This window comes from Ancylomarina sp. YFZ004 (assembly GCF_054254355.1).
In genome coordinates this window covers 199,419-212,452 of sequence record NZ_JBTCHQ010000004.1, presented here as the reverse complement: position 1 = coordinate 212,452, position 13,034 = coordinate 199,419, and the positions used below count along the sequence as shown (strand labels likewise).

Here is a 13,034-nt window from a genome sequence, read left to right as displayed (position 1 = left end):
ATAGAATCGGAATACCAATAGTTGCTAATAAATTGACTAGTCTAAACTCTTTTCAATATCCTTAATATCGATATTAGCATATTCCAAAACGGTGATAGCTCTCTGAACAACAGGAGCATCAATCATTTTACCATCAATAGCAAAAACACCGATACCTGCTTTAGTATTCTTATAAAACTCAGAATACACACGGTAAGCTTTACGAATTTCGTTTTCACTAGGATTGTAAACCTCATGTACAGGATCAACCTGACGTGGATTAATCAATGCTTTTCCAGCAAAACCTAATTTCTTGATGTATTCAGTCTCTTCTTTAAGACCTTCCTCATCATTGACATCAGCAAAAACAGTATCTAAAACATCTAAACCATTAGCCTTACCAGCCATAACAATACGCTTACGAGCATAATCGATACCTGCTCCATCTGGAGTTTTCACAATACCCATGTCAGCCGTTAAATCTTGACCACCAATTGTAATGGCATCGATACGTGGCTCACAAGAAGCAATATCATATACATTAGCAACACCTTTTGCCGTTTCGATCATCACATGAATGGTCATCTTAGGATCTTTGATATCATGCTTCTTTTCGATTCTTCGAACTTCTTTCATGAAATCTTTAACATCCTGAACCGATTCTGTTTTAGGGAAACGAATATTGTCTGGTTGCATAGGTACAATCGCCTCCAAATCGGCTAAGCCAAATGGAGTTTGCATGTTGTTTACACGAACACAAACTTCAGTATCGTAAAAATTTACAGTTTCAAGCATACTACGTACCAAAATACGAGCAGCATCTTTTTGGTTTAATGCAACAGCATCTTCCAAGTCAAGTAATACAGCATCGCAGCCATAAACACCCGCTTGTTGAATCATAGCCGGATTATTACCCGGGATGTACAACATTGATCTTCTTTTCTTTTTAGCCATTACAATGTACCCTCCTGAATACCTAAAGAACGTTTAACTGCGGTTTCAACTCTCGCTTTAATGGTTGGTGTCAATGCGCCTTTATCCTTTGCAATAAGGTGCACATTTTCAATTTCCATTACATCTAAAACTTGATTGATGCATGCTTTAAGATCCTCTTCGAACTGTAGCATTACAGTCGAGGAAATGTCAACCTGTCTTCCAGATCCTTCGGCAACGGGTTCAATTAGAACCATAATGTCGCTTGATTCAAAAGTTCCAGCTTGAGCTTTAAACTTAGGTGTCATTATTTTGTATCGTTAGTTGTTATTATCCATCCGCAATTCTTATATAAAATTGCAAATGAAACTTTAATTATTTGTGATAAACCTAAAGAAAATCAATGAAAACAGAACTATAAATCAGTCTAAATAAAGATCATTATTTAGCAGATTTCGCTTCAAAATCTCAACTGACTTTCAGTGTACAAATGTTGCAGTCTTTCAAAAAATATCAAAGGACTTTGGCTTCTTTTTTGGTAAAGTTAAAATGTTATAAAACAGATTACAGATATAATTCTCTAATTCACATACCAATCCATCTCTCAATCAAGTCTAAAAGGCCCTAAAAATCAATATATACAAGAAATTAATTACAAAATAAGGATGGAAAGAGAAGCTTTAAAATAAAAAAAATCCTACAGTGGCCTGTAGGATTCTTTGCGGATTAGCGGTTAGTGAAATCTTATCGGTTAGTATAAGAGTTTACTTTGTAAAAGGGAGGCCCCTTTTTCAAAAGCGTTTGCAATATAGCTTTTCATTTTGAAATATCGCAAACGTTTGTTGAGAAAATTTCAATATTTTTAACAATTAAGAATAAGATAAAATAAGAAGAATGATAACATCAGTCTTTCAAAGTACTATCGCCTCCTTAATACGTGTTTTGATGTCCATCAACAAACTCCATCTGCACTTAAGATTGGAATAAAACCTAAGCTGCTATTTCATGACTAGACAATATGCTCAAAAAAAAAGTCTTAGTGAATCAACACTAAGACTTTTTTATCATTTATCCGACAACTTGTTGCCAAGGTATCATGAAGATCTTATTTATTGTCTTGAGAGAACTTACGACCAGCGTGTAATGCGTCGATGTTCATTTTCACAACATCTTCACCTTTTCTGCCAAAAATCTTACGAATACCTTCTTCTAAATATTCAAAAGGAACATCGATAAATGGAGACGCAGCACCTAACATGACAAAGTTAAAAGCTCTGGTTGAACCAGTCACTTCTTTGGCAATTTCATCAGCATCAATCAATACATAGTTTGGTAAAGCCTTAATTGTTTTCATCAATTCAGCCTCATCAGGATAATCAGTAATGTTGATGAATGGAGATGAGTTAGCTACTACATAACCACCTTTTTTAAGGTAAGGTAGGTAACGTAAAGCCTCCATTGGCTCTACTGATAAAATAATATCAGCACCACCTTTAGGAATCAAATCTGAATAAATTGGCTTATCAGAAATTCTCATGAATGACTGAACATCACCACCACGCTGACTCATACCATGAGTTTCAGCTTGTTTCATGTGTAAATTATTATCTAAAGCAGCAGATCCTAAAGCAGCAGCAATGGAAAGAATTCCTTGTCCGCCTACACCTGCAATAACCATATCTGTTTTCATACGTATGCTATTTTATTCTCGGAAAACAATCGAAATCACTTTCCGATATATTGAATTAATGATTTATTTGGGCAAAGATTAAATTAAGCTCTTGAAAGAGCTTTAGCTTTTAATGCTTTTTTAATCTTCTGATCGCGTACATTCTTCTGAACGCAAATACGACGAGGAATAATTACAGATACCCCCTGATAATCACATTCTTTACGAATAATATCCTTCACTTGCTCATGCTTCTTAGGTAATGAAGTAAAGACATGAATATGATCAGGATGAACACCTAAACCAGCACAGATATCTTCTAATTTACCTTTAGCTGAAGATTTCTGACCACCTGTCATTGAGATAGATTCGTTATCAGAAATAATAACCGTAATTGGAGAATTTTCGTTGATTGCATCCAATAAACCTGTCATTCCAGAATGAGTGAAAGTAGAATCACCAATCATTGCAACAGAAGGAATAAGACCTGCATCAGCAGCACCTTTGGCCATTGTAATAGAAGCACCCATATCAACACATGCATTAATTGCGCGGTAAGGAGGCAAAGCACCTAATGTATAACATCCGATATCAGAGAATACACGACCTTCACCATACTCAGCAATGACTTCATTCAATGCTTTATAAACATCGTGATGACTACAACCAACACACAATGCAGGTGGACGAGCTGAAACTAGATCAGGAATAGCCATTCCTTCTTCAACTTCAAATCCAAGAGCCACAGCAACCATATCCGGAGTTAACTCACCATCGCGAGATAAAGTACCATCCAAACGACCGATAACAGCTTCTTTTGAAAGGTAACCTTTCAACATTTCTTCAACTACTGGGTAACCTTCCTCAAGAATTAAAACTTTATCACATTCGCTAGTGATTTTTTCAATCATCTTACGAGGAAGTGGGTATTGGCTTACTTTCAATACTGGGAATGGACAATCACCATTAGGGTAGTTTTCCATTAAGTAATTGTAACCCAAACCACATGCAATAACACCTAATGATTTATCAGCACCTTCTGTGTATTGATTGAATGGAGATTCAGCTGAAGCAGCTTCAAATTTCTCTTGGTTACTTAATAATAATTTATAACGTTGGCGTGCAATACCTGGTAAAAGAATAAACTGATTCTTATCTTTAGGTAAAGACATTTCATTTTCATCAACGATATCAGTAGCTGGAGTAATACCGGCACGAGAGTGAGCCAAACGAGTTGTGATACGCATCATAACAGGTGTACCGAAAGCTTCTGATAATTCGAAACCAAAGCGAGTCATATCATAAGCTTCTTGCTGATTCGAAGGCTCCAAAATTGGAATCATTGCAAATTTAGCATAAACACGAGAATCCTGCTCATTCTGAGAAGAGTGCATAGATGGATCATCAGCAATAGTAACGATCATTCCACCATTCGATCCAGTAATAGCTGCATTCATGAAACAGTCCGCTGCTACATTCAAACCAACGTGCTTCATACAAACCATGGTTCTTTTCCCAGCATATGACATACCAAGAGCTGTTTCCATAGCGGTTTTCTCATTAGCAGACCACTCGCTGTGAATTTTACGTTCGTTAGCTAGCTTAGAATGCTGAATATATTCAGCAATTTCTGTAGAAGGCGTTCCTGGATAAGCATAAACACCTGACATTCCAGCATCGATTGCCCCTTGAGCAATGGCTTCAACACCTAATAATAGTGACTTTTGCATGTTATTTTATTTAACGATTTTGATTAATCTATAAGGTACGACAGTTTACCAAAAAGATAAAATGCCTTATTATTTAATTATTGATGTACAGATACATCAATTACAATTATTCAATAAATAGATAGAATAGGTCTAGAAAAGAAGATTCTAGAATAGATCACGAAGATCGAGAATAGGAAGTGGATTATAGTCCTCCGAAGACTTCAAGATAGCATACAAGGTAAGCCATCACATAAAATTTAATTGCAAGAAAATCCATTTGTTTACTTATAAATTGTAATGAAACAAGAGTTATTCCTAATAATTGATGGCAATAATACCACTATTTGATTTAAAATCAATAAAAGCAGAAGCAAAAACAAGAAGTTTAGAACTAATTCAAATAACGGAAACGGTTGCACAAACACTAACACACTATACAAGTGGTGATTACACACAACACAAGAAAGCATCAATTCTAAGATAAAACACGCTTAAAAATTTACTTTTTGCTTTATTCTTAAATTTATGAAGTCTTTTAATTGAAGAAGATTATTTTTGTAAATTACAACATAAAATAATTACGAATTACTTTCAACTAAATAAAAATTAAATAATACCCATCATGGATTACATTGAATTAAAATGTGAGATTATCCCTTATAACGAAGCTGTAGCTCAAATTCTAATTACGGAACTTGGAGAGCTTGGCTACGACAGCTTTACTGAAAATGAAGATTCAGTTGATGCTTATATAACTGAAAACCTTTTTAATCTTGAAACGGTAAAGGCAATCAACTTAGATTACCTTCCAGAATCGAACTTTAAATTAAACTACAGCTATAAAACAGTTATCTCGCAAGATTGGAATGCAGTATGGGAATCTAATTTCCAACCGGTAATCATTTCAGATCAAGTTGTGATACGTGCTTCTTTTCATACCGATACACCAGAGGTTCCTTATGATATCGTCATAGATCCTAAAATGTCTTTTGGAACTGGGCATCATTCAACAACATCATTAATGGTTCAAAGTATATTGGATAGCGACATTAAAGATAAAAGAGTACTTGATATGGGCTGCGGTACTAGCTTACTAGCCATTTTGGCATCTATGCGCGGTGCAAAAACAGTTGATGCCATTGATATTGACGAGTGGCCATATAAAAATTCTCTTGAAAATATTAAAAACAATAAGGCTGAAAATGTATCGGTTTTTTTAGGTGATGCCAGTCTTCTTAAAGGGAAAGAGTACGATATTGTTTTAGCAAATATCAACCGTAACATTCTCTTGAATGATATGAAATCATATGTGGATTGCTTGCCTCAAAATGGTCATTTAATCATGAGTGGATTCTACACCGAAGATTTAAAATACATTCTAGAAGAAGCTGAAAAGAACGAGCTCAATTACATCGACCACAAGGTTGACTTGAATTGGGTTGCAGTTCGTTTTGAAAAGAAATAAACCGTATCTTTTGATAAATATATTTCAGGATTCAAAAAACAACTAACAATGTCTAAGTACCTATTCTCACTTATTTTTTTAGGATTTTTATTATGCAGTTTTTTAGCAAAGGCTAATACTTTCAATCAAGATTCTACAATTACAATAAGTGAGATAGATGTACTGATGGATCATCCATCCTTAAATAAAAAAGAAAAGAAAGAGTTTCTCTCAAAATTTCAGATTTTCTGGGATAGGGCTCAATCGTCACCTGCAAAAAGAGATTCCATTCTTTTTATCTGTGAAAAATTCAGAAAAAAAAGAGCCCGTATCGTACCCGATTTCTACGATTACTTCAACTGCCTTATTTTAATTGACGAGAAGGGATTAAGTGATACCGATTATTCCAATTGGGAAAAAGGTATACTTCATGAATTGACTAAGCCTAAAGCCAAGCTTAAAAACATCAATGCCTTTCTAAAACAAACCTACTACTTACTCAAAGATCATCTTCTGTATAAATCCTTCTCTACAAAATGGAAAACAAGATCAATGGATTTTCATTATATCTATGATGATACCCTTAAGATTGTATTCAATGCAACCGAACTCGTTTGTTATTCACAAAAAGATAGCTGTAGTATATACAATACAAGTGGAGCCTACTATCCTTTCGAAAAAAAATGGAAAGGGGAAAAGGGGAAAGTTGCATGGACAAGAGCTGGGAAATCTCCCAGCGAGGAATATGCCGAATTTAAAGACTACAAACTAGATATTACCAAACCAAAGATAGAAATTGATACGGCTCAATACAGAAATAAACTACTGTTTAACGATCTCGTATCAGGTTCTTTAATTGAGAAAGTCAATATTGTTAAAAACCCTGCTTCTGCAACTTATCCCAGGTTTAAATCCTTTGAACAAAACATCTCAATAGACAGTTTATTCGAGAACATCAGCTATAAAGGAGGTATTGCAATTCAAGGCGCTAAATTTATTGGGAAAGGTAATTCTGAACAGCCTGCTACTATAAAACTGACCCGAAACGACACCTTATTTATTGAAGCCTCATCGGAACACTTTAGTTTCTCAAACAACAAAATTTTGGGAAAAGATACAGAGATCACTCTACATCTGGATACATTTAAAATTTACCACCCTAACCTGTATTTTAAAATACTTCTTGAAGATAAGGTCCTTATTCTGACTAGAGATGGAACTGGCATGTCACAAAGTCCCTATTTCAACAATTACCATAACCTACTGATGGATTTTGGAATTCTACATTGGAAAATGGACGAAAACATCATTCATTTTAAAAAGATGAAAGGCGCCTCACACCGCCTGGCTAAGTTTGAATCATTGAATTATTTTACAACCAATCACTACATGAGACTTCAAGGGATGGATGATAAACACCCCTTGGTTTTACTCTATAAATTTGCCAAAGACACATATTCCAACACGTTTACCACAGAAGAGTACGCCAATTACATCAAAAAGCCAATTAGTCAGATTCGCCAACAAGTAATTGGTCTATCCTTTCAAGGCTTTGTAAATTACAACGCATCGGAAGATGAGATTACGATTGAAGAACGTAGTAGCAATTACATCTCTGCAGCTATGGGGAAACAGGATTACGATGTCATTCACTTCTCATCTAATACGGATAAACTTGAAGATGATGCGACACTTAATCTGAAAAATTTCCACTTACAAATCAATGGTGTTGATCAAATATCAGTTAGTAATTCACAAAATGTGAGTTTTATTCCTCAGGGAGGAAAATTATTAGTCAAGCAAAATCGAGATTTTGAATTTAGTGGTTTAGTAAAAGCGGGACCATTAAATATGTATGGCAAAAACTTCAATTTTTCCTATGATGATTTCAAGGTTGACATGGGAATAATTGATTCTTTAAAATCCTATATACCTTCTGATGACAAAGGTCAATTTGCCAGAATAAACGCCATATTCCTTGAAAACATTGTGAAGAATGCTAAGGCCAATCTTCTGATTGATGATCCTTCAAATAAATCTGGCAACGAATATTTGGAACAGTATCCCATCTTCAATTCTTACGACTCATCTTACCTATATTACGACAAGAGATATATTCAAAATAGTGTCTACAAAAAAAATAATTTCTATATCAAGGTAGATCCATTTACAATTGACAACATTAACAAATTATCCGACCAAGACCTACAGTTTCAAGGCGAGTTTAAATCCGGCGGCATTGTTCCTAACTTCCGGGAGAATCTAATTGTAAACAATGATAATTCTATTGGATTTGCCCATGCTATTGAAGAAAATGGTGTTTTAGTATACAATAAAGCAACTTTTACTGATTCTCTATTCTTAAACAATGACGGATTATGGGGCAAAGGAACTTTTACAGAAAAGAATACTAAGATTGTATCGGATCACTTCACTTTCTTGCCCGAAAGTGCAAAGGGACAAGCAGAATCTTACACACTTATGGCTCAAACAACACCTTTCTCTCACCCTAACATCAGTGGTAAAAACATTTGGGTTGAATGGCTAAGTAATAAGGATCAATTTAAGATTCAGAGTAAAGGGAAAGATTCGCCTTTAAGTATGTACGAAGGTCATGCCTCATTATCAGGTATTGTGAATATCACTAATGAAAAAATGGCTGGCTCTGGAGAAATGGTCTATGCAAATGGCTCTTTCACTTCAAATCATTTTAATTATTCTGGGGCTAAAATCACTGCTGACACAAGTCAATTTAAGTTACTCAGCGATAATGAGGCTGGTTATTCTTTTAAAGCCGAAATGTGTAATGCCATTATCGACTTAAATACTCAACGTTCAGAGTTCAAAAGCACTATAGCAGGTAACTACAGTAACTTCCCATCTAATAACTACATCTGTCAACTCAATAGTTTTAAGTGGAATATAACCAACGATCAACTTGAGTTTGGAAGTGAAGAATTAAACTACTTAACGCAATTGTGGGATAAGGGAGAAATCAAAACCTTGCCAGAGACATCATACAACACGTTTATATCAACTCATTTTGATCAGGATTCTTTGAGTTTCATAACCCCTTATGCCATTTATGACACAACCAATTATACCATTGCGGCTAAATTCGTTGAGAAACTAAAAATTGCTGATGCTAATATCATTCCTCTCTTTGGGAATATTACGATAGAAAATGATGGTTACTTAGCTCCACTAAGTAATTGCAGGATACTTGCAGATACCCTTCTACATTTTCATGAAATTACCGATGCTCTAATAGAAGTAAAAGGAAAACGAGATTATACAGGCACTGGATTCTACACCTATAGAGATGAATTAGATGAAGAACAAGAGATCTATTTCAACAAAATAAGTGTCGATTCTACAGGACAAACTATTGCTTCCGGAGCAATACCTGATGCCATGTCCTTTACCTTAAGTCCTGATTTCGATTTCAAAGGTGAAGCTCACCTCTCGGCAAGAGAAAAACATTTGCGTTTTAATGGTGAAACTCAAATTCATAATAAATGTGATAATATCGAGAATAGATGGTTAACATTCGATGCTCCAATTAATCCAAAAGATATCATGATACCCATCGATACAATTGGGCGAGATAATGAAAATGTCAAAATATTTAATTCTCTATATTTAACTAACGATTCGATTCATATATACCCTGCTTTTCTATCCACAAGAAAGTTCTATACCGACAACCCACTTCTTAATGTTGATGGTTATCTTACGTATAATAAGACAAAAAACCTGTATCAAATTGGTAGCGAAGAAAAACTTAGAAATCAAGAACTACCTGGCAATCTGATATCTTACAATATGAATAATTGTAATTTAAATGGTGAAGGCTTAATAAACCTTGGAGTCAAATTAGGTCATGTAAAAACCACGGCTGCAGGTACTATCGATTACGATTCTGATAAAGAAAAAGTAAGTTTGATAACTTGTTTAGGCTTCGACTTTTACTTCTCGGAAGTATTATTAAAAATGGTGAATAATAATTACTCGAACTCAGTACAAAGACCGAGTAATTTAAACTACGAACACTTCCTCAGAACCTTCCCTCTTATAATGCCTGAACTTGATGGCAATAAAATTGTGAAGGAAATAAAGGAAAAAAGTTCATACGATGCATTACCTGATACGATTAGACAAACACTATTCTTTAATCGAGTTAAACTAGAATGGAATGCAAAGAAAAAAGCCTACTACTCTGTAGGAGAACTAGAACTTGGAAGTATTTCCAACACAACACACAATAGCATTGTAAAAGGTAAAATTGAAATTCGAAAAAGTGGACGCGGTAACCGAATGTATCTATACATGGAGCTTGAAGATGGTAATTGGTTCTACTTCGAATATCAAAACCGAGTCATGTTTATGAGATCTTCAATTCATGAAATCAATATTGCCATGGAAGAAGTTAAGGAAGATGAAAGACGATTTAAAGATCCTGTGAGTGGATTGAACTACCTTTACCTTTTAGCTCCAATGACTAAAGTAACACGTTTTAAGAAACTTCATGAGCTTGGAGCTGGCAACGAATTAACACCATTGAATTCTAATATCTGATTAATTCAATCTTATTTAGACTAATTAACAAGTAAAGCCTATCTAAATTTTTATAATTTTGTTAGAATACATTTTGAATCTTTCATTTATATGTCAAAATATCAGTTTTTCAATCGCGATTTAAGTTGGTTATCATTCAACAATAGAGTTTTAGATGAAGCTAGAAACAAGAACTTACCTCTTTACGAAAGAATTAAGTTTCTAGCCATTTATTCATCAAATCTTGATGAATTTTATCGAGTTAGAGTTGCGTCTTACCAAAGGTTTACTGAATTACCTATTGAAGACAAATTACTATTAAGAGAGAATCCTGATCAGACACTTAAGAAAATAAAGCAACAAGTTAACAAGCAGCAAATTGAATTTGGTCAGATTTTCACAAAGGAAATCGTTCCTGAGCTACTCGAAAACAATATCGTTTTGATGCAAGGTGAGAAACTGTGCGATGAACACTACGAGTTTACCAAGGAGTACTTCCTAGAGAACTTACTTCCTCATATGCAACCTATGCTGCTATTGAAGAAACAAATTCAGCCCTTTCTTAAAAACAACGCCATTTATTTAGCAGTAAAGCTGTACAAAAAGAGAGGTAAGAAAGACAATCCAGACAAGCCTAAGCGAGCCAAATATGCCATTGTAAGAATTCCGAATAATCGCTTAGATCGATTTGTTGAATTACCATCTATCAACGATAAACATCACATCATGTTTCTCGACGATATTGTGAAACTGCATATGAAAGTGGTTTTCCCAGGATTCAAAATTGATTCCACCTATAGTTTTAAGATGAGTCGAGATGCCGATATTTTAATTGAGGATGAATATTCAGGGAATATCATGAGCATGATTGAACGTAATTTAAAGAAGCGTGAAACGGGAGATCCATCGCGTTTTTTATATGATGAGAGCATTCCCCGAGATTTTTTAAGCTTATTAAAACTAGCCTTTAACCTAACGAATAATGAACTTGTTCAAGGTGCTCGATATCATAACTTTCAAGATTTCTTTAAGTTCCCAAACCCTGCAGCTCCAGAATTAGAAAATATAAACTTCCATACCCTTAAGGTAAAGGAGCTTGGGCAAAGCAAATCGATGTTTAAAGCGATTCGTAAGAAGGATATATTATTACACTACCCTTATCAAAGCTACGAATACGTTATTCGTTTTTTGAATGAAGCCGCAATAGATCCAAAGGTTGAAGAAATAAAGGCAACTCAATACCGTGTTGCTGAAAATTCGGCTGTTGTAAATGCATTGATTAATGCTGCTTTGAATGGAAAAAAAGTAACTGTTCTTGTTGAGTTAAAAGCCAGGTTTGACGAAGAAGCTAATATGAACTCAGCCAGAGCCATGATTAAAGCTGGTGTTAAAATCATCTACAGTTTACCTGGCTTAAAGGTTCATGCTAAAATTGCCTTAGTCATTAGAAAAACGGACAAAGAAGATTATGCATACCTAAGTACGGGTAACTTTAATGAGAAAACGGCTCGAATTTATGCCGATCATGGTTATTTCACTTCAGATGAAACAATCATATCAGAATTGAAACTCTTATTTAATTACCTTGAAAATCAGGAAACAGAATGTGAATTCGATAAGTTACTCATTGGTCAGTTCAACATGCGAGATGAGTTCTTGAAAATGATAGATAGAGAGATAGCTCATGTCGAAAATGGCAGAAAGGGTCATCTCATATTAAAAATGAATGGCTTACAGGAACGCCAAATGATAAGAAAGCTTTACGAAGCAAGCAGTAAGGGCGTTAAAATTGATCTTATCATCAGAGGAATCTGTTGTTTAGTACCAAACAAGATCTATTCTAAGAATATTAGGATTATTCGTATTGTCGATCAATTTCTGGAGCATGCACGAGTTTTTTACTTTCACAACAATGGTGCTGAAAATGTTTATCTTTCATCCGCAGACTGGATGTCACGAAACCTTCACAGACGTATAGAATGTGCTTTCCCGATTGAAAAGCCTGAATTAAAAAAAGAACTCATTGATATTCTAAACATTCAGCTTGGTGATAATATCAATGCTCGGTTAATAGATGATAAAATGGAAAACATTAAGCTTCAAAATGATGTTGATGATGAAGAAAAAAGAGCTCAAATAGATATATACAAGTATCTTGAAAAAAAAGAGTTACCCAAACAAAGCAAGAATTAAAACAAAGCATTATTCCTTTTTAAAACATAAAAGATGAAGCAACTTATTCTATCTCGTCATGCCAAAACTGAAATTATTCGTTCCGATATCAGTGATTTTGAACGTAACTTAACTAGTAGGGGAATAAATGATTCTGCTATAGTTTCTAGCTATTTATTAGACAAAGGCATCCGAACGGATCTGATAATTTCCAGTCCAGCTAATAGAGCCATTGCAACTGCCAGACTTTTTGCGAATCGCTTCAATATTGAGCTAAATAAAATCGTTCAAGTTGACCAACTTTACGATGGTTTTAGCACTCAGGAATTCCTAGGTATGTTACAAAATAAGGCCGGCCAATATGATCAAGTATGGGTATTTGGTCACAACCCGGATATCGCTTCCTGGGCTTCAACATTTCTAGAAGAAGGCTACCTTCATGTACCAACAGGGACTGCAATTGGTATAGAATTCGATGTGGCAAATTGGTCTGATATTGATGCTCGATCTGGCAAGTTAGTTCATTACACAACTCCAAAAGAGCTAAAAAAATAAGCTCAGTGTAAAC

At 34.7% G+C, this 13,034-nt stretch carries 8 protein-coding genes; 4 read left to right on the top strand and 4 right to left on the bottom strand.

The annotated features are described in order from the left end of the window. Positions 1–36 precede the first annotated feature (36 nt). The 4 genes from ACXR6G_RS08590 to ACXR6G_RS08575 all read right to left on the bottom strand — a co-directional run bounded on the left by ACXR6G_RS08590 (position 37) and on the right by ACXR6G_RS08575 (position 4,311). Positions 37–909, bottom strand: coding sequence for an HpcH/HpaI aldolase/citrate lyase family protein (locus tag ACXR6G_RS08590; RefSeq protein WP_458361008.1), 873 nt, complete (start codon positions 907–909; stop codon positions 37–39). Positions 910–932: 23 nt separating this feature from the next. Beyond that, entirely contained in the window at positions 933–1,220 is a 288-nt protein-coding gene (gene citD / locus ACXR6G_RS08585; RefSeq protein ID WP_458361007.1) for a citrate lyase acyl carrier protein, read from the bottom strand. Between the two features lie 797 nt (positions 1,221–2,017). Then, positions 2,018–2,602, bottom strand: coding sequence for an indolepyruvate oxidoreductase subunit beta (locus tag ACXR6G_RS08580; RefSeq protein WP_458361006.1), 585 nt, complete (start codon positions 2,600–2,602; stop codon positions 2,018–2,020). A gap of 83 nt (positions 2,603–2,685) precedes the next feature. After that, complete coding sequence (locus ACXR6G_RS08575; RefSeq protein WP_458361005.1) at positions 2,686–4,311, bottom strand: thiamine pyrophosphate-dependent enzyme; 1,626 nt, start codon at positions 4,309–4,311, stop codon at positions 2,686–2,688. Positions 4,312–4,915: 604 nt separating this feature from the next. Between ACXR6G_RS08575 and prmA the strand changes: the two genes are divergently transcribed. From prmA to ACXR6G_RS08555, 4 genes are all read left to right on the top strand, one after another. Next, positions 4,916–5,758, top strand: coding sequence for a 50S ribosomal protein L11 methyltransferase (gene prmA / locus ACXR6G_RS08570; RefSeq protein WP_458361004.1), 843 nt, complete (start codon positions 4,916–4,918; stop codon positions 5,756–5,758). 48 nt (positions 5,759–5,806) lie between these two features. Then, a complete protein-coding gene (locus ACXR6G_RS08565) occupies positions 5,807–10,315 on the top strand; it encodes a hypothetical protein (RefSeq protein WP_458361003.1) in 4,509 nt (1,502 codons plus the stop codon). A gap of 90 nt (positions 10,316–10,405) precedes the next feature. Next, positions 10,406–12,487, top strand: coding sequence for a polyphosphate kinase 1 (ppk1, locus tag ACXR6G_RS08560; protein WP_458361002.1), 2,082 nt, complete (start codon positions 10,406–10,408; stop codon positions 12,485–12,487). 33 nt (positions 12,488–12,520) lie between these two features. Further along, positions 12,521–13,021 carry a SixA phosphatase family protein gene (locus tag ACXR6G_RS08555; protein ID WP_458361001.1) on the top strand — a complete coding sequence of 167 codons (501 nt, stop codon included), beginning with the start codon at positions 12,521–12,523 and terminating at the stop codon, positions 13,019–13,021. Positions 13,022–13,034: the final 13 nt, after the last annotated feature.

Coding starts and splice junctions, on each gene's coding strand:
- ACXR6G_RS08590 (WP_458361008.1), bottom strand. CDS start 909: ATGTTGTACATCCCGGGTAATAATCCGGCTATGATTCAACAAGCGGGT.
- citD (WP_458361007.1), bottom strand. CDS start 1,220: ATGACACCTAAGTTTAAAGCTCAAGCTGGAACTTTTGAATCAAGCGAC.
- ACXR6G_RS08580 (WP_458361006.1), bottom strand. CDS start 2,602: ATGAAAACAGATATGGTTATTGCAGGTGTAGGCGGACAAGGAATTCTT.
- ACXR6G_RS08575 (WP_458361005.1), bottom strand. CDS start 4,311: ATGCAAAAGTCACTATTATTAGGTGTTGAAGCCATTGCTCAAGGGGCA.
- prmA (WP_458361004.1), top strand. CDS start 4,916: ATGGATTACATTGAATTAAAATGTGAGATTATCCCTTATAACGAAGCT.
- ACXR6G_RS08565 (WP_458361003.1), top strand. CDS start 5,807: ATGTCTAAGTACCTATTCTCACTTATTTTTTTAGGATTTTTATTATGC.
- ppk1 (WP_458361002.1), top strand. CDS start 10,406: ATGTCAAAATATCAGTTTTTCAATCGCGATTTAAGTTGGTTATCATTC.
- ACXR6G_RS08555 (WP_458361001.1), top strand. CDS start 12,521: ATGAAGCAACTTATTCTATCTCGTCATGCCAAAACTGAAATTATTCGT.